We start from the raw sequence: 18,021 nt of genomic DNA, 5'->3' as shown, positions 1-18,021 counted from the left end.
ACACCCGTTCCCATGCCGAACACGGAAGTTAAGCTCTTTAGCGCCGATGGTAGTTGGGGGTTTCCCCCTGTGAGAGTAGGACGTTGCCAGGCACGCATAAAAGAAGAACAGCAGAGATGCTGTTCTTTTTTTGTATAAAAAAAGGAGAATGGTCATGGGCAGCTGGGGAAGATAGCAGGTGAAAGTGGATCCAGCTTATTGGTAAGGTAACCGATGACGGGCATAAATCTTACTTGGCGACCAGAAAAGGAGGTAAGAAGAGCACAAATGACTGGTGAGCGAGCATAAATAGAAAAACTTCAGCATGGGACGAATCCTGTAAATGAATGAGCAGCAGCTCCAGAACAGAACGAAGCATCATAATATGATCCAGCTTACAAACAAAAAACTCTGGAACTGGTCGTTTCTAGCTGCCTTCATCCTAAAAAAGCTTTCAGCCCAGATATTTTTTTTTAGACATACACGATTTGTGAACACCATCATACAATTAGAGAGGGTAAGATAATTCGAAATCTTGTATACAACTTTTGATCTGTGGCAAAACTGTTTGTATGGAGGTGGAGAGCATTGAATTCGGAAGAATTGAAGAAACCGGCTGGGGAAACGTGTATTATATGTGATACAGAGAAGGCGAAGGGAATTCATCTCTATACAAGCTTTGTTTGTACAGATTGCGAGACTGATATGATTCAAACCGGAACAGAAGATCCTAAATATAAATATTTTATTGATAAACTGCGGAGAGTGAAAACGCCGCCGCTCTATTCTTAAGCTGCCGGGTCCAGGCGGCTTTTTCTATTGACCTTCTACTGATATAATAGCGGTAATACATAATAAAGGACGGTTTTTGTTTAGATGGCGACTCCGCTGTATTCAGCTCTAAAAAAGCATGCGATGAAGCGCCCGGTTTCGTTTCATGTACCCGGGCATAAATATGGACAGGTTTTTTCTCAAGAGGCAATAGAGGATTTTGAAGAGATATTAAAGATAGATGCGACTGAGATCACGGGACTTGACGATCTTCATGATCCAAGCGGTCCGATTGCGGAGGCTCAGGAGCTTGCAGCAGCTCTATATAAAGCAGATAAAACATTCTTTTTAGTCAATGGTTCAACATCAGGAAATATCGCAATGATTATGGCTTGCTGTGAGAGAGATAAGCCGGTTTTAGTCCAGCGGAACAGTCATAAATCCATCATTAATGGGATCAGACTGGCGGGGGCTCGCCCCGTGTTTCTGGCGCCGAAATTTGATGAAGAATTGAGGGTGCCTTCTTATGTGCCGCAGGAAACCATTGCTGAAGCGATAAAAGAATATCCGAATGCATCAGCTTTAATTTTAACAAGTCCGAATTATTACGGACTTGCGTGTGACCTCCATGGGGCGGTAAAGCTTGCACATGAAAAGAACATCCCTGTTTTGGTGGATGAAGCGCACGGGTCCCATTTTATACTGGGGGATCCTTTTCCGCCATCAGCATTGGAGGCTGGTGCAGATGTTGTTGTTCAATCTGCCCATAAAACGCTGCCTGCAATGACAATGGGGTCGTATTTGCATGTGAAAAGCACATTGGCAGATGCAGGCCGTATAGGCCGCTTTTTATCCATTTTACAGAGCAGCAGTCCCTCTTATCCGATCATGGCCTCGTTGGACTTGGCAAGAGATTATTTGCAGGGTTTAAGATCTGCAGAAGCAGTTGATTCCATTTCTGCCGCAATCAATTCTTTTAAAAATAGGATTAAGAAAATAGATGAGCTTTCGATTGTTCATTCTAGTGACAGAAACGCAAGTACTGATCCTCTTAAACTTACGATTAAGTCAACTATTGGAATGTCCGGTTTTGAGCTTCAGAGTCACTTAGAGGCTTCTGGCGTCTATACAGAGCTTGCAGACCTGCACAATGTTTTGCTCGTCTTGCCGCTCTCAAGCGAGATAGTCCCTCATTTTGGGTATACCGCTATAAACAGTACTTACACTGGAAAAAACGAATTGAATCCTCTATTTTTACAGACCGGCACCAGCCCGATCAGTATGCTCCCCCTATCCTATCATCAGTTAAATGGGTATAGTAGAGAGGTTGTATCTTTTAAAGATGCGGACGGCTTATTAAGCGGAGATGCGGTTATTCCATATCCGCCCGGAATCCCTCTTTTAATGGAGGGAGAAAGAATAACGAAGGAACATATCAGCCAAATACAGGCGCTGATTCAGGGCGGTGCTAGGTTTCAGGGCAGCAGGGCACTGACAGAAGAAAAGCTTGCAGTTTATATAAAGAAAAGGTGATTGTAATGAAAGGGATTTTTATCACATTTGAAGGACCTGATGGTGCAGGAAAGACAACGATTCTGAATATGCTGTCAGAGGAATTCAAGGTAAAGGGAATAGAGGCAGTCTTCACCCGTGAACCGGGAGGAATCAGGATTGCTGAGCAAATCCGCGAAGTAATTTTAAATAAAGAAAATACAGAAATGGATTCAAGAACTGAGGCTTTGCTGTATGCGGCTGCAAGACGCCAGCATATTGTCGAGAAAGTCATTCCTGCCTTAAATGAGGGAAAACTGATTATCTGTGACCGGTTTATTGACAGCTCGCTTGCTTATCAGGGGTATGCTAGAGAAATTGGTGTGGATGATGTTTATTCTATAAATATGTTTGCCATTGACGGTGTCATGCCTGAGGTAACTTTATACTTTGATATAGAGCCTGAGCGCGGACTATTGAGAATCAATGGCAGTGACAGCAGAGAAGTGAACAGACTGGATTTAGAGAAGATGGACTTTCATTTAAAGGTTCAAAAGGGCTATAAACAATTAATCGATAAATTCCCTGAACGGATAAAAGTCATCAATGCTGATCAGTCTTTAGAAGACGTCTATCGTGACGTAAAGGAAGTTTTAATTCCTTATTTAAAGTAAACGCTGATATAATAAGTAACAACAATGTTACAATTACCATAAATGAAACAATGCTTTATCAGGATTAAGCTGTTAAACTATAAGGAGGCATACCTATGAAAATGATTATTGCGGTTGTACAGGATCAGGACAGCAATAAGCTTTCAAGCGCATTGGTTGAACATAATTTCAGAGCAACGAAACTCGCAACGACTGGCGGATTTCTAAAATCCGGCAATACAACATTCATGATTGGTACGGAAGATGCGCGTGTTGAGAAAGCCTTGGCCGTTATTAAAGAGAACTGTCAATCAAGAGAACAGCTTGTAGCTCCAGTATCTCCTATGGGCGGAAATGCAGATTCGTATGTACCTTATCCTGTTGAAGTTGAAGTTGGCGGAGCGACAGTATTTGTGCTTCCGATTGAACAATTCCATCATTTTTAAGGCGTGGGAATAAATGAAGATCAATCAAGAGCTTCGTACTGGATTAGATAAGAGAAATGCCAATCAGAAAACATCAGCAGCCGGATCCAAGCCATTCTCAGAAATGGTGCTGAAACAAGAATCCAAGCTGCAGCTGCAGCAATTGAATACATTGATGGCAAATGTTGAAGAGGCTGGCCGGCGTATTGCGAAATCCAGGAATATGAGGGATCTTTCAAGATATAAATCGCTTGTCAGACGCTTCGTACAAGAAGCTGTTAACTATGGACTGAAATTGAAGCAGTCCGGAAGCTTCGACTATAGCGGTAACAGCCGCTCGCTTTTAACTGTAGAACAACTGGATCAGCATCTGATTGAACTGACGGAAAGTCTGCTCAATGAAGATCAGTCATCCATCGACATACTGGAAAAAATAGGTGAAATTAAAGGCCTTTTAATTAACCTCTATACGTAAAGAGTGATAGATATGACGATGAGTACTTGGAATGAGCTTGCTGATTATCAGCCTAAAGTACTGAAATTGCTGGGCAACAGTCTCGAGAAAAACCGGCTGGCTCATGCATACCTTTTTGAAGGAAGAAAAGGAACAGGGAAAAAAGAAATCAGCTTGCTTCTTGCCAGAAGCTTCTTTTGCGAAAATACCGAAGATTTCAGGCCGTGTGAAACATGCAGAAACTGCAAACGCATCCATTCCGGCAATCATCCTGATGTTCATCTGGTGGAACCGGACGGGTTATCAATCAAAAAGTGGCAGATTCAAGATCTTCAGGGAGAATTCACAAAAACCGGCGTAGAATCAAGCAAAAAACTGTACATTATTTCGCATGCTGACAAAATGACGGCTAATGCTGCCAACAGTCTGCTGAAATTTTTGGAAGAACCAAATGCCAATACAATGGCTATTTTGATGACTGAACAAGTGCATCAAATTTTAAATACAATTCTATCAAGGTGCCAAACGCTCACTTTTATGCCGCTGCCTGTTTCAGCTATTGAGAAAGAGCTGTTAAAGCAGGAGGTATCCCCTAATTTTGCTAAGCTTGCAGCAAGAATGACCAACAATGTTGAAAAAGCGCTCGAATTAAGTCGAGATGATTGGTTTGCACAGGCAAGACTTGTAGTGATAAAATTGTATGAAGTGATATCAAAGCGGAACGGACAGGCATTTGTCCACGTTCAAACGCAATGGATGCCATTTTTCGCAGAAAAAGAACAGCAGGACATGGGCTATGACTTGCTATTATATTTATATAAAGACATTCTTTCCATCCAAATTGGCAATACGGATCATGTTATCTATCAAGATCTGCTTCCACAGTTAGAACAGCACGCCATTCAAGTATCGAGGCAAATGGTCCTTGAAAAAATCACTTCTATTTTAGAAGCAAAAAAAAGACTCCAGATGAATGTGAGTCCACAATTACTGATGGAGCAATTGGTTTTATCTTTGCAGGAGGGATAAGATTGTACGATGTAGTGGGTGTCCGCTTTAAAAAAGCGGGTAAAATATATTATTTCGACCCTAATGGGCTTCAAATAGAAAACGCCGATTTTGTTATTGTTGAAACGGTAAGAGGCGTAGAGTTTGGCAAAGTAGTTATTCATAAGAAACAAGTTGGCGAGAATGATATAGTCTTGCCGCTTAAAAAGGTTCTTCGTGTAGCTGATGAGAAAGACCGCCTGATTGTAGACGAAAATCATCATGCTGCAAAAGAAGCCTACGAGGTTTGTCAGCAAAAAGTAAATGAGCACAGACTTGATATGAAACTTGTTGATGTTGAATATACGTTTGACAGAAACAAGGTTATTTTTTACTTCACCGCTGATGGACGCGTAGATTTCAGGGAATTGGTTAAGGATCTCGCTGCCATCTTCAAAACTCGAATTGAGTTAAGACAAATAGGGGTCAGGGATGAGGCCAAAATGCTTGGCGGAATCGGACCTTGCGGAAGAATGCTGTGCTGCTCCACTTTCTTAGGGGATTTCGAACCGGTTTCCATTAAGATGGCCAAGGATCAGAACCTTTCGCTGAATCCTACGAAAATCTCAGGGTTATGCGGCAGATTAATGTGCTGCTTAAAATATGAGAATGATGAGTACGAATCTGCTAAAGAACAGCTTCCGGATATTGGAGAATCGATCGGGACTCCAATCGGTATCGGAAAAGTAGTCGGGTTAAATATATTGGAACGGGTATTGCAGGTTGAACTTTCAGAAAAAGACCGCGTGGTTGAATTTACTTGGGAAGAATTAATGAAAGAAGGCGCAGTTCCAATGAAATCCACAGATTAATGAGGTGGAACAAGTGGATAAAAAAGAGATCTTTGAATCTGTAAGCAGTATGGAGGAACAAATCGGCTCTCTGTATCGACAGCTTGGAGAGCTGAAGCATCATTTAGGCGAGCTGCTTGAGGAAAATCATCATTTGCAGCTTGAAAATGATAACCTTCGCAGGCGTCTGAACGCGACTGCTGCAGCGGAAAAAAAGAAGCAGAATAAACAGCATACAGATAAACAGGCACTGGATTCAAAGATTGTGGACATTGGAGAGGGATACGACAATCTGGCCCGTCTTTATCAGGAAGGCTTCCATATTTGCAATGTTCATTATGGAAGTGTCCGCAAAGATGGAGACTGCTTGTTTTGTCTTTCCTTTCTTAATAAGAAATAAACTGGCTTTCCTGCTTAGGGGAAAGCTTTTTTTATCTTGCATAAACGGGCAATAAACCCCCACCGTAAAAGTTAAGAACTCCACTGTTTGAAGTTTGAATTTATGGATGGGGTATACTTTGTCAATACTAACAAAAAAGAAAGGATTTTATGATGGTTGATTTAATAGGAGATGAACGTCTCGATTATTTACTGGCAGAGGATTTAAGGATTATTCAAAGTCCGTCTGTCTTTGCGTTTTCATTAGATGCGGTTCTTCTTTCAAAATTTGCATATATGCCGATACAAAAAGGACAGATCCTTGATTTATGTTCAGGGAATGCAGTTGTGCCGCTGCTGCTTTCTACAAGGTCCAAAGCGATGATTACAGGAGTTGAAATTCAGGAGAGATTGTTTCAAATGGCTGAAAAAAGCGTTGCCTATAATCAGCTTCAGGATCAGATTACCATGATCCATGGCGATTTAAAGGACATGCCGGCAGTACTAGGCCACGGGAAGTTTGATGTGATTACGTGCAATCCTCCTTATTTTAAAACGCCTAAGAAAGACGAAATCAATCAAAATGAACATCTAGCCATTGCCCGTCATGAAATCCTCTGCACACTTGAGGATGTCATTAAGGCAAGCAGCAAGCTTGTCAGAATGGGCGGCAAAATAGCGCTTGTTCACCGTCCGGGAAGATTAATTGAAATTACAGAGCTTATGAAAAAATATAAAATTGAACCTAAGCGGATTCAGCTTGTTTACCCGAAACAGGGAAAAGAAGCGAATACTTTATTAATAGAAGGAATTAAGGGCGGACAGCCAGATTTAAAGATTCTGCCTCCTTTGTTTGTATATGACGAAACCAATGAATACACAAAAGAAGTAAAAGAGATTTTATATGGAGACAAATAGCACTCATTTCTTTTATGTGCTTGAATGCAGGGATGGGAGCTATTATGCAGGCTACACAAATGCTTTAGAGGCCCGCATTCAAAAACACAATGCTGGAAAAGGCGCTAAATACACCCGTGCAAGAAAACCAGTATCCTTGCTGTATAACAAGCAGTTTGAAAAGAAAAGTGATGCTCTGAAAGCAGAATATTACTTTAAAAAGCTGTCCAGGAAAAAGAAGGACGAATTTTTGAATGTGCCTGATGAGGAAAAGGTATGGGGATTTTTGCAGGGAGAGGATGATACGGATGCAGGAACAAAAAAGCTTTAATCAAGATACAGAGTGGGGTTCCCTTTACCTGGTCCCGACTCCTATAGGGAATTTAGAAGATATGACGTTTCGTGCAATCAATATTTTAAAAGAGGTTGACGTGATTGCCGCTGAGGATACACGGGAGTCGAAAAAGCTTTGCAATTACTTTGAAATTGACACTCATCTGATCAGTTATCATGAGCACAACAAGGAATCAAGCGGACATAAAATCCTTGAGCTGATGAAGCAGGGAAAAAACGTTGCATTGATAAGTGATGCCGGGATGCCGATCATTTCAGACCCCGGCAGCCAGCTTGTAGAAGAAATATTGGCAGAGAACGGAAAGGTCATCCCTCTTCCGGGTGCAAATGCAGCCCTTACCGCTTTGGTGGCATCAGGAATAACACCGCAGCCATTCTTCTTTTTCGGATTTTTGGAAAGACAGAAAAAAGAAAAGAAAAAACAGCTGGAACAATTATCGAAGCGTACGGAAACGATGATTTTTTATGAATCTCCGCACCGGCTGAAGGAAACCCTGGCGGTAATGAGCGAGATTTTGGGCAACCGCAGAATATGCTTATCAAGAGAGCTGACTAAACGCTTTGAGGAATTCGTGAGGGGAACAATAAGCGATGCGGTAATGTGGTCGGAGGAAAATCAGATTCGCGGCGAATTTTGTTTAATTGTAGAAGGCCGGGATGAAAATGATGTGCCTGCTGAAGAAAAGTGGTGGGACTCCATGACACTTGAAGAGCACGTCAATCACTATGTAAGTGAAGGGTATGCTTCAAAAGAAGCAATCAAGCAGGTAGCAAAGGAACGCAGCATTCCGAAGAGGGACGTTTATCAGTCCTATCATGTTGATCAATAAGAAAAGCGGATGTGCCTATTAGCTCAGGCATGACAATAATGATCCCCAGAAAAGGCTCTATTTCCCAATACTTGCGGATCTGTTCTGGCCGGGGAGTTAGACAAAAATGGGCAAATTTCATTCTAATCTTATCTCCAAAAATAAAAGAACCTGACAATAGCTGTCAGGTCCTTTTTGAATTATTTTACTAAGTTGCTTTGAATTTCTTTAAGGATTTGTTCTGCACCTTCGCGGCTAAGAACTAATTTTCCGTTGCCTAGAGTGAAGTTATCATCAGATACTTCGCCAGTTACAGCACAAGTCATGTTTGGCTTATATTTTTTAAGGATAATTCTTTCATCATCCACGTAGATTTCTAATGCGTCTTTTTCTGCGATTCCTAATGTGCGTCGTAATTCGATTGGAATAACCACACGGCCGAGCTCATCAACTTTACGTACGATTCCTGTAGATTTCATGTTTATGTTCTCCTCCCAAAAATAGGTTCTCTATATGTTTTTTTCTTAAACTTCGTCATTATTCGACAAAATCTTCATCCTCATAATCATAACAGTGTTTCCAATAAACGTCAATCCTCAAATATCCAATAGTTTGTCAAAAAAAACGAATTTTTCTTGAACCCTTATGCGCTAGGCATAATAAGAATATATACCCCTGATAAAAGGAAAATAAACTCATAAAAGGAAATTATTAATTATACATGTAATAGTATTAATTCAAAATATTGTTTATTTTATTATAACGATTGTTCGACAAGAATCAACAAGAAAAATTGATTAGGAAACATTTGGCATACAAGAGCCATTCATATTATTCCTGTCCTCCTTTGTTTTTTTGTCCATAGAAGGTATATTTTCTTGATATTAAAGGCTAAGATGGTATCATAAAGAGTATAAATATCAATGATTAGTCGCTCTCGTCCATTGGGGCGGGGGCTTTTCTTCTCTAACCCAGAGACAGTCTTCATTACCAGGAGGGAAACGGATGGAAGGTCACAAAAAGTCATTTTATATTACAACACCTATTTACTATCCAAGCGGAAAACTACATATTGGACATGCTTATACAACAGTTGCGGGTGATGCTATGGCCCGTTATAAGCGCATGCGCGGTTTTGATGTGATGTATTTAACAGGTACAGATGAACATGGACAGAAAATCCAGCGCAAGGCAGAAGAAATCGGAGTAACGCCTCAAAAATATGTGGATGACATTGTCAGCGGCATTAAAGATCTTTGGAGCAAGCTTGATATCTCTTATGATGATTTCATCCGTACAACAGAAGACCGTCATAAAGAAATTGTTGAAAAGGTATTTGCGAAGCTTCTTGAGCAAGGGGACATTTATTTAGATCAATACGAAGGATGGTATTGCACACCTTGTGAATCGTTCTTTACAGAAAGACAGCTTGAAAACGGCAATTGTCCTGATTGCGGACGTCCGGTAGAAAAAGTAAAAGAAGAATCCTACTTCTTCAAGATGAGCAAATATGCAGATCGTCTTCTGAAGTATTATTCAGAGAATCCGGAGTTTATTCAGCCGGAATCACGCAAAAATGAAATGATTAACAACTTCATTAAACCAGGTCTTGAGGACTTGGCGGTGTCACGGACGACTTTTGATTGGGGAGTAAAAGTGCCTGGAGATCCAAAGCATGTTATATATGTATGGATTGATGCACTGTCCAATTATATTACAGCTCTTGGATACGGATCAGAGAACGATGAAAAGTACAAAAAATACTGGCCTGCAGATGTTCATCTAGTAGGAAAAGAAATTGTACGGTTCCACACCATCTATTGGCCGATTATGCTGATGGCGCTCGATTTGCCGCTCCCGAAAAAAGTGTTTGCACATGGCTGGCTTTTGATGAAGGACGGAAAAATGTCCAAATCAAAAGGGAATGTAGTAGATCCTGTTACGTTAATTGACCGCTACGGCCTTGATGCTCTTCGATACTATTTATTAAGAGAGGTACCGTTTGGTTCGGACGGAGTCTTTACACCGGAAGGGTTTATCGAAAGAGTGAATTTTGATCTTGCCAATGACCTTGGGAACCTGCTGAACCGTACAATCGCCATGATTCAAAAATATTTTGACGGTGAGATCCCTGCGTACAGCGGACCTAAAACAGAGTTTGACGGAGAATTAACAGCTTTCAGCAAAGATACCATCGTTAAATACGAAGAAGCGATGGAGAAAATGGAGTTTTCTATTGCTTTGAATGCTCTTTGGCAATTCATCAGCAGAACGAATAAATATATTGATGAAACACAGCCATGGAATCTTGCAAAGGATGAGGAAAATCGTGAAAAGCTTGGTTCAGTTATGTATCATCTAGCTGAGTCGCTTCGCATTTCCGGGATCCTGCTGAAACCATTCCTTACGAAAACACCTGACAAGATGTTTGAACAGCTTGGCATTCAGGAAGCTTCCTTAAAAGAGTGGACAAGCTTATCAGAATTTGGGCAGCTGTCTCAAGTTAAGGTTTCTAAAGGAGTGCCGATTTTCCCTCGTTTAGAAGTAGAGGAAGAAGTTCAATATATTAAAGAGCAGATGCAGGGAACTGCGCCGGCTGCCGACGAAGAAAAGAAAGAACAAAAAGAAGACGCATCAGGCGAAATTACATTTGATGAATTTATGAAAGTGGAAATGCGTGTTGCAGAAGTTATTCATGCAGAACCAGTAAAAAAAGCCGATCGTTTATTAAAGCTTCAGCTGGATCTTGGTTCTGAAAAAAGACAGGTTGTATCAGGAATTGCGAAGAGCTATCAGCCTGAACAGCTTGTCGGAAAGAAAGTCATCTGCATTACAAATCTTAAACCAGTAAAATTGCGCGGAGAACTGTCTCAAGGCATGATCCTCGCTGGCGAAGAAGAAGGTAATTTGTCGCTTGCTACTGTCGATTCAAGTCTTCCGAACGGTACGATTATTAAATAAAAAAAGAGAAAAAAGAGGTGTTTCACGTGTAACAATCGGGAATGACGCCTCTTTTTTCTTTTGTGTACACCTAAAGAAAGGATGTCGAAACATGTTATTTGATACACATGCTCATTTAAATGCGATCCAATACGAGGATGACTTAGAAGAAGTCATTGAAAGAGCGCTGGATGAAGGAGTAACCCATACGGTTGTAGTCGGATTTGACACAGAGACCATTACACGGGCCATCGAGCTTGCCGAGAAGTATGATTTTATTTATGCAGCAGTTGGCTGGCATCCAGTCGATGCTATTGATATGAAAGATGAAGATCTTCAGCGGATTAAAGAGCTTGCCTCACATCCTAAAGTAGTGGCGATTGGCGAGATGGGGCTCGATTATTATTGGGATAAATCTCCGAAGGAAATTCAAAAGGAAGTATTCCGCAAGCAGATTGCCCTTGCGAAAGAAGTTCAGCTTCCAATAATTATTCATAATCGGGATGCGACCTCTGATGTAGTTGAGATTCTGCAGGAAGAAAATGCGAGCGAAGTGGGCGGCATTATGCATTGTTTTACAGGCAGCCTTGAAGTGGCGAAACAATGTATGGATATGAATTTTTATATTTCATTTGGCGGGCCGGTGACATTTAAAAATGCTAAAAAGCCAAAGGAAGTTGCGGCGGAGATACCAATGGAACGTCTCTTGATTGAAACTGATTGCCCATATTTAACACCTCATCCGTTTAGGGGAAAACGGAATGAACCGAGCTATGTGAAATATGTAGCAGAGCAAATTGCTGAGCTTAGAGAGATGGATTATGAGGAATTTGTTAGACAAACTTCCGACAATGCAAAAAGAATATTCGGCATTTCTCGCTAAAGGAAATTGTAGAATTTTGCTGGAGCTTGTCCGAAAGTACAGGTTTTAAAGAGGTTCTACAAGTCTCCTTTTCCTCATAGGATATATTTGTCGACAAGAATTGCTTCACTTTTTGATAGTTTTTTAGCATAATAGTGATTACGATTAGAAAAATTTGAAAGAAGTGGGTGAGGGTTGACAGCAAGATCGATACTCTATATAATCCTCGGAGGAGAAGGAGGCGTTTTTCATAGTGATAAATAATATGAAAAAGCTGTTATCCGCAAAACTAAGCTTTAACAAGATTGTCCTCGCAATTGTCAGTTTAGTAGTTTTGGGAACGGGTACTGCGTTCGCGACATTTGAAGCGTCGAAGAACACGGTTACAGTTTCGCTGAATGGCAAAGATGAGAAACTCAGGACACACGCACGTACAGTAGAAGAATTACTTCAAGATTTAGACATAGATAGAAAACAAGAAGACGATGTATCCCCATCAGGAGATACTAAGATCACAAACAATCTAAAAGTTGTTTATGAGGCTTCGAAACCTGTACAGCTTACGGTGGACGATGAGAAAAGGACAATAAGGACAACAGCAAAAACCGTAGAAGAATTTTTGAAAGAACAAAAAATAGCAGTTTCTGAGCACGATAAGATGAATGCTTCGTTACATACGAAAATTGCAGGTAATCTTAAGCTCAACATTGAGAAAGCCATACAGATCACACTAACAGTTGGAGATAAAAAACAACAAGTATGGTCAACTTCGACTACTGTCGCTGACTTTTTGAAAGACCAAAAGGTACAGGTAAATGAACTTGATAAGGTTGAACCCCAAATTCATGAAACATTGAGTGCAAATGACGCCGTAATAGTCACACGTGTAGAAAAAGTCACCGATGTAGTGGAAGAACCAGTTGCATTTTCAGTTGTAACTAAGAATGACAGCAGCATTCCAAAAGGTAAACAGGAAGTTATTAAACCTGGTACAGAAGGCACTGTTGCGAAACATTTTGAGGTTATGCTCGAAAATGGAAAAGAAGTGTCAAGAAAGCTGATCAAAGAAGAAACGAAAAGTGAAAGTCAGGAACGTGTTGTTGCAATAGGCACAAAAGCTGCGCCTAAGCCTGTAAGTAAGGCAAGTACTTCAAGCAAGCCTGAGACAGTATCACGTTCAAACGATTCTGTCGCAAAAGAATTTACTGTTACATCAACTGCTTATACGGCTCATTGCAATGGCTGTTCAGGTACGACTGCCACAGGTGTCGATTTAAGAGCCAATCCGAATGCCAAAGTGATCGCTGTAGATCCAAGTGTTATTCCATTAGGGTCTAAAGTATATGTAGAAGGGTACGGATATGCCATTGCCTCTGATACAGGCGGCGCAATTAAAGGGAAAAAGATTGATGTTTTCTTCTCGGATAAGGGAGCAGCCTACCGATGGGGAAGAAAGCAGGTTAAAATTAAAGTATTGAATTGATTCTCTGACAGGGGGTTTAGATCCCTCTGTTTTTTTGCGTTATAATGGGTTACAATTACGTTTCAATAATATAGACGTTTGACTGCTCAGGAAAGTTTCATCTTTTTGGAGGAAAACATGAAAATTAAAGAAATTATTGTTGTTGAAGGAAGAGATGATACAACTGCCATAAAGCGAGCAGTTGATGCAGATACAATTGAAACGAATGGATCTGCAATTGGGGATTCGGTCATTGAACAGATCCGCCTTGCACAGAAAACGCGGGGAGTCATTATTTTTACAGATCCGGATTTTCCCGGCGAAAAAATACGCAAAACGGTTGCAGAGCAGGTTCCAGGCTGCAAGCATGCGTTTATTACAAAACCTGAGGCAAGGCCTAAAAATGGCAAAGGCATTGGAGTTGAGCATGCTTCCGCAGAAGCAATCCGAAACGCTCTAAAAGAGGTTAAAGAAGAGATGGCGGATACAGATCCGATTATTGATAAAGATGATTTAATAACTGCGGGTTTAATAGGCGGGCCGAAAGCGAAGGCACGGCGCGAAAAACTCGGGGTGCTTTTGAAAATAGGCTATACAAATGGCAAGCAGCTTGAAAAAAGACTGCATATGTTTCAAATTACAAAACAAACTTTTGCACAAGCTATAGAGGAGATTGTTCGGGAGGAGCAGCAAAATGATTAAAGATATCGCAACACCGGTTCGCACGAAAGCTATATTAGAAAAGTACGGTTTTTCTTTCAAGAAAAGTCTTGGACAAAACTTCTTAATTGATCCTAATGTGCTGAACCGTATTGTAGACCATGCAGACGTAACAGATGAAACAGGTGTTATTGAAATCGGTCCGGGGATCGGAGCTTTGACAGAACAGCTTGCCAAACGGGCGAAAAAGGTTGTTGCATTCGAAATTGATCAGCGCCTCATCCCAATCTTAAAAGATACATTATCACCTTATGACAATGTAACAGTCATTCATCAGGATATCCTTTTGGCGAATGTAAAAGAGGTTATGGAAGAGCAATTTAAGGACTGCCGCGAAGTGATGGTCGTTGCAAACCTCCCATACTATGTAACAACTCCCATCATTATGAAGCTGCTTGAAGATCATTTGCCTTTAAAAGGAATTGTCGTCATGCTTCAAAAAGAAGTAGCAGACCGCATAGCGGCTTCTCCTTCTTCTAAAGACTACGGATCATTGTCTATAGCTGTTCAGTACTATACAGACGCTAAGACGGTCATGACGGTGCCTAGAACCGTTTTTATGCCGCAGCCTAATGTAGATTCGGCCATTATCCGTCTGCTTCTGCGTGAGGAAGCAAGAGTTGTTATAAAAGATGAAGACTTTTTCTTTAGAATTGTTCGTGCAAGCTTTGCACAGCGAAGAAAAACACTCCTTAACAATCTGACTCATTCTCTTCCTGACGGAAAAGAAAAGAAATCAGTTATTGAACATGCATTAGAAACAGCTGGCATCGACGGAAGAAGAAGAGGAGAAACCCTTTCGATCGAAGAATTTGCAGTGCTCAGTGACTTGTTAGTTGAAGAATTTAATGGATAACGTTTATTTATGAAAGATGGCCCTGCAGCTGAAACAGCTGCGGGGCTTTTTGTGCTTGGAATTTTTATTTAAGAAGGAGCAGTCAGTTTAGAATGGCATTCATTTGCTTAACGGGCATATAGCAGGCGTGAGCGTTCACACTTTTTATTCATTGTCATAGGCTAGAAAAGGATTGTTCTTAGCTTAGGGGTCTATAAGTAATAGACATAGAATGGGCATCACCTTAGGACCTAACCAGTCCGCGGTGCTCTTTAAAGATCAGTTCCGGGGAATCGGTCATTTGGAGTGAAGAACATGCAAGTGAAAATTGGAGATATCGTAGCCCGAAAGTCATATCAATGTGATGTCTTGTTTCGGGTGATTGACTTGAAACAAACAGAGGATGGAAAATGGGCTGCCATTTTATACGGAGAAGAAGTACGTCTGATCGCTGATGCATTATGTGATGATTTAGCCGTTATTGGTGACCGGGAACGCAATGAGAGAAAAGTGCATGAAAAGGAAATGCTTGAGCAGTCTCTTTACTTATTAAAGCAGGATTACCGCCTGCTGCAGGAGAAGCGGGAGTATGGTGCAACCGCAAGCTACAGCCATAATGAGGAGTTTTTTCATTTACCCGGAAAAGTGCTGCACTTAGACGGCGATCCGCTGTATCTTCAAAAGTGTCTGACTCTCTATGAACGTGTGGGTGTCCCGGTATTCGGAGTACATGTGAAAGAAACAGAAATGCAGGATGTGGTAGCGGACCTTATTGAAGAGTACCGTCCTAATATCCTTGTCATAACGGGTCATGATGCCTACTCAAAGCACAAAGGGGAGATTAATGATCTAAATGCCTACCGTCACTCAAAGCACTTTGTCCAGACCGTGCGCAACGCAAGAAAAGCCGTGCCTCATCTAGATCAGCTGGTTATCTTTGCAGGAGCCTGTCAGTCTCACTTTGAATCTTTAATCAGGGCTGGAGCGAATTTTGCGAGTTCACCCTCACGAGTAAACATACATGCGCTGGACCCGGTGTATATAGTCGCTAAAATAAGCTTTACTTCTTTTATGGAGAGAATTAATGTCTGGGATGTCCTGCGCAATACTCTAACAAGAGAGAAGGGCCTCGGCGGCATTGAAACAAAAGGCGTCCTCCGAACGGGCATGCCGTACCACAGACATGATGAATCAAATTCTGCAAATTCTTAGGGCCGCTTTCCACACTGAGACAGCGGTTCTTTTCTTCTGGCTGGTAAACTATGTGAATTCATTGAATTGCAAACGCAATCAATGTGTAAAAGAAATCTTTTCCTTTCTTTACATAAAAAATAAGATTTAGGTTAATCCTAATTTGTAGATAGAACGTGAATTTTGTTGAAAATATTTTGTTGACAACGAACTTTTATCACTGTTATAATTTAAATTTTATTTGACTTAAAATAGGCTATCGTGTATACTGAAATTAGTGAGGTGGATGCAATGGCAAAAACTTTAGTCGATATTAAAAATTCTCTGGATTCTAATCTTGGAAAGCGGCTTACGCTTAAAGCAAACGGCGGCCGCAGAAAAACGATTGAGCGTTCAGGTGTTCTTACAGAAACGTACCCAGCTGTCTTCGTTGTACAACTAGATCAAGATGAAAATGCATTTGAACGTGTATCATACAGTTATGCAGATGTATTAACTGAAACAGTGCAATTAACATTTTTTGAAGATACTTCAGGTTCAGTGGCAGTTGCTGGGCAGTAGACACTAGTTTGCTGCTTTTTTTTATGGTTAAAATTCAGGACATCTTTTTCCTCTGCCGGTATTTATTTTGGATAACACTTACACAAAGCCGCACATACTAATAGTGCCGCTTTTTTTTATGCGGTAAAGTCCTTGAGGATCAGACGTAAATAAAAGGGGTGTTCTGTGATGGGAAGACGTCAGGGAATCATGTCCGATGAATTCAAATACGAACTGGCTAAAGACTTGGGATTTTATGATACGGTCAAAAATGATGGATGGGGTGCCATTAGATCGCGTGATGCCGGAAACATGGTGAAGAGAGCGATCGAGCTTGCAGAGCAGCACTTGGCAAGTCAGAATAAATCATAAAGCTTAAAAAACTGACGGCAGAAGCCGGGGCGACAAGCTCCGGCTTTTTATCACAATAAAAGCACTGATATTTCAAATATTCCATCATTAAGCGGAAATGTCGAAAACTGCGTTATATTCATTCTATTTGTGGTACAATGTGGATAATTTCAGTTCGTTAAAAGTAGGTGAAAATGTTGCGTATATTGGAGAAAGCGCCGGCTAAAATTAATCTTTCGCTCGATGTCCTTCATAAAAGAACAGATGGATTTCATGAAGTGAAAATGATTATGACAACCATCGATCTTGCCGATCGCGTTGAGCTTGTCGAGCTTCCGTCTGATGAGATTAAAATCATTTCTCATAATCGGTTTGTTCCGGATGATCAGCGGAATTTAGCCTATCAGGCTGCTTCGTTGTTAAAAAAGCGGTACGGTGTAAAAAAAGGCGTCTCGATAGCCATCACAAAGGTGATTCCAGTAGCTGCCGGGCTGGCAGGAGGCAGCAGTGATGCAGCTGCTACTCTCAGAGGGCTGAATCGATTATGGAAGATTGGACTCAGCTTAGACGAGCTTGCAGAGCTTGGAGCAGAGATTGGTTCAGATGTTTCATTCTGTGTGTATGGCGGAACCGCACTTGCTACCGGCCGGGGTGAAAAAATTCAGCATATCGATACACCCCCTCATTGCTGGGTCGTGCTTGCAAAGCCGACAATTGGAGTATCCACTGCTGATGTGTACCGCAATTTGAATTTGGATGCTGTTGACCATCCTGATGTAGATGGAATGATTGAAGGAATCAAGGCGCAGGATTTTGATCAGATTTGCAGTCTCTTAGGAAATGTTCTCGAAGGTGTTACTTTAAAGATGTATCCGGAGGTAGCAAATATTAAAGATCAAATGAAGCGGTTTGGTGCAGATGCTGTCCTAATGAGCGGTAGCGGGCCTACTGTATTTGGCCTTGTCCGCTATGAATCGAGGCTCCATCGTGTATACAATGGATTAAGGGGTTTTTGCGATCAGGTATTTGCTGTCAGATTGCTTGGGGAACGGAATAGCCTTGATTAAATAC

The 18,021-nt window shown here is 41.1% G+C and carries 21 protein-coding genes and 1 rRNA gene; 21 read left to right on the top strand and 1 reads right to left on the bottom strand.

Annotation, left to right across the window (positions count from 1 at the left end; all coding sequences use genetic code 11):
• The 12 genes from rrf to rsmI all read left to right on the top strand — a co-directional run.
• Window positions 1-92: ribosomal RNA gene (rrf, locus tag E2R53_RS22360) — 5S ribosomal RNA — on the top strand; the annotation flags it as partial.
• A gap of 475 nt (window positions 93-567) precedes the next feature.
• Entirely contained in the window at window positions 568-771 is a 204-nt protein-coding gene (locus E2R53_RS22355; RefSeq protein ID WP_286166384.1) for a sigma factor G inhibitor Gin, read from the top strand.
• An 84-nt stretch (window positions 772-855) separates the two neighbouring features.
• Window positions 856-2,283, top strand: coding sequence for an aminotransferase class I/II-fold pyridoxal phosphate-dependent enzyme (locus tag E2R53_RS22350; RefSeq protein ID WP_133313859.1), 1,428 nt, complete (start codon window positions 856-858; stop codon window positions 2,281-2,283).
• A gap of 5 nt (window positions 2,284-2,288) precedes the next feature.
• Window positions 2,289-2,915, top strand: a complete 627-nt coding sequence (gene tmk / locus E2R53_RS22345; RefSeq protein WP_133313858.1) for a dTMP kinase — start codon at window positions 2,289-2,291, stop codon at window positions 2,913-2,915.
• 95 nt (window positions 2,916-3,010) lie between these two features.
• A complete protein-coding gene (locus tag E2R53_RS22340) occupies window positions 3,011-3,340 on the top strand; it encodes a cyclic-di-AMP receptor (protein ID WP_070875703.1) in 330 nt (109 codons plus the stop codon).
• Between the two features lie 13 nt (window positions 3,341-3,353).
• Window positions 3,354-3,794 (top strand): YaaR family protein, encoded by a 441-nt coding sequence (locus E2R53_RS22335; RefSeq protein WP_133313857.1) that lies wholly within the window; start codon window positions 3,354-3,356, stop codon window positions 3,792-3,794.
• A gap of 18 nt (window positions 3,795-3,812) precedes the next feature.
• Entirely contained in the window at window positions 3,813-4,802 is a 990-nt protein-coding gene (gene holB / locus E2R53_RS22330) for a DNA polymerase III subunit delta' (protein ID WP_435796810.1), read from the top strand.
• A gap of 2 nt (window positions 4,803-4,804) precedes the next feature.
• A complete protein-coding gene (locus E2R53_RS22325; RefSeq protein ID WP_133313855.1) occupies window positions 4,805-5,632 on the top strand; it encodes a PSP1 domain-containing protein in 828 nt (275 codons plus the stop codon).
• Window positions 5,633-5,645: 13 nt separating this feature from the next.
• Window positions 5,646-6,011, top strand: a complete 366-nt coding sequence (gene yabA / locus E2R53_RS22320) for a DNA replication initiation control protein YabA (RefSeq protein ID WP_133313854.1) — start codon at window positions 5,646-5,648, stop codon at window positions 6,009-6,011.
• 152 nt (window positions 6,012-6,163) lie between these two features.
• Window positions 6,164-6,907: a tRNA1(Val) (adenine(37)-N6)-methyltransferase gene (locus E2R53_RS22315; protein ID WP_133313864.1), complete on the top strand. Its 744-nt coding sequence runs from the start codon at window positions 6,164-6,166 to the stop codon at window positions 6,905-6,907.
• Complete coding sequence (locus E2R53_RS22310; RefSeq protein ID WP_133313853.1) at window positions 6,894-7,217, top strand: GIY-YIG nuclease family protein; 324 nt, start codon at window positions 6,894-6,896, stop codon at window positions 7,215-7,217. The genes E2R53_RS22315 and E2R53_RS22310 overlap by 14 nt, the downstream gene beginning before the upstream one ends.
• A complete protein-coding gene (rsmI, locus tag E2R53_RS22305) occupies window positions 7,195-8,070 on the top strand; it encodes a 16S rRNA (cytidine(1402)-2'-O)-methyltransferase (RefSeq protein ID WP_133313852.1) in 876 nt (291 codons plus the stop codon). The genes E2R53_RS22310 and rsmI overlap by 23 nt, the downstream gene beginning before the upstream one ends.
• Window positions 8,071-8,249: 179 nt before the next feature.
• On the opposite strand, the gene E2R53_RS22300 is transcribed toward rsmI, so the two are convergent.
• Window positions 8,250-8,534, bottom strand: coding sequence for an AbrB/MazE/SpoVT family DNA-binding domain-containing protein (locus E2R53_RS22300; protein WP_175443492.1), 285 nt, complete (start codon window positions 8,532-8,534; stop codon window positions 8,250-8,252).
• A 520-nt stretch (window positions 8,535-9,054) separates the two neighbouring features.
• Here E2R53_RS22300 and metG point away from each other — a divergent pair.
• The 9 genes from metG to ispE all read left to right on the top strand — a co-directional run bounded on the left by metG (window position 9,055) and on the right by ispE (window position 18,017).
• Window positions 9,055-11,010 carry a methionine--tRNA ligase gene (gene metG / locus E2R53_RS22295; protein WP_133313851.1) on the top strand — a complete coding sequence of 652 codons (1,956 nt, stop codon included), beginning with the start codon at window positions 9,055-9,057 and terminating at the stop codon, window positions 11,008-11,010.
• A 91-nt stretch (window positions 11,011-11,101) separates the two neighbouring features.
• Window positions 11,102-11,872, top strand: a complete 771-nt coding sequence (locus tag E2R53_RS22290; RefSeq protein WP_133313850.1) for a TatD family hydrolase — start codon at window positions 11,102-11,104, stop codon at window positions 11,870-11,872.
• A 232-nt stretch (window positions 11,873-12,104) separates the two neighbouring features.
• On the top strand, window positions 12,105-13,334 hold the full coding sequence (locus E2R53_RS22285; RefSeq protein WP_353653496.1) for a ubiquitin-like domain-containing protein: 1,230 nt from the start codon (window positions 12,105-12,107) through the stop codon (window positions 13,332-13,334).
• Between the two features lie 117 nt (window positions 13,335-13,451).
• Window positions 13,452-14,015: a ribonuclease M5 gene (gene rnmV, locus E2R53_RS22280; protein ID WP_133313849.1), complete on the top strand. Its 564-nt coding sequence runs from the start codon at window positions 13,452-13,454 to the stop codon at window positions 14,013-14,015.
• On the top strand, window positions 14,008-14,889 hold the full coding sequence (gene rsmA / locus E2R53_RS22275; RefSeq protein WP_133313848.1) for a 16S rRNA (adenine(1518)-N(6)/adenine(1519)-N(6))-dimethyltransferase RsmA: 882 nt from the start codon (window positions 14,008-14,010) through the stop codon (window positions 14,887-14,889). Before rnmV ends, rsmA begins: the two co-directional genes overlap by 8 nt.
• 294 nt (window positions 14,890-15,183) lie before the next feature.
• Window positions 15,184-16,080, top strand: a complete 897-nt coding sequence (yabG, locus tag E2R53_RS22270) for a sporulation peptidase YabG (protein WP_133313847.1) — start codon at window positions 15,184-15,186, stop codon at window positions 16,078-16,080.
• 270 nt (window positions 16,081-16,350) lie between these two features.
• Window positions 16,351-16,620: a biofilm formation stimulator Veg gene (gene veg, locus E2R53_RS22265; RefSeq protein ID WP_070877642.1), complete on the top strand. Its 270-nt coding sequence runs from the start codon at window positions 16,351-16,353 to the stop codon at window positions 16,618-16,620.
• A gap of 168 nt (window positions 16,621-16,788) precedes the next feature.
• Window positions 16,789-16,971 (top strand): small, acid-soluble spore protein, alpha/beta type, encoded by a 183-nt coding sequence (locus tag E2R53_RS22260; protein WP_133313846.1) that lies wholly within the window; start codon window positions 16,789-16,791, stop codon window positions 16,969-16,971.
• A gap of 176 nt (window positions 16,972-17,147) precedes the next feature.
• Window positions 17,148-18,017: a 4-(cytidine 5'-diphospho)-2-C-methyl-D-erythritol kinase gene (ispE, locus tag E2R53_RS22255; protein WP_133313862.1), complete on the top strand. Its 870-nt coding sequence runs from the start codon at window positions 17,148-17,150 to the stop codon at window positions 18,015-18,017.
• Window positions 18,018-18,021: the final 4 nt, after the last annotated feature.

The sequence above is a fragment of the Peribacillus frigoritolerans genome, from assembly GCF_004358755.1.
In the GTDB taxonomy this organism is placed as follows: Bacteria; Bacillota; Bacilli; order Bacillales; family Bacillaceae; genus Bacillus_P.
Note: the sequence above shows the minus strand (reverse complement) of the source record. Positions and strands in the feature narration are given on the sequence as shown.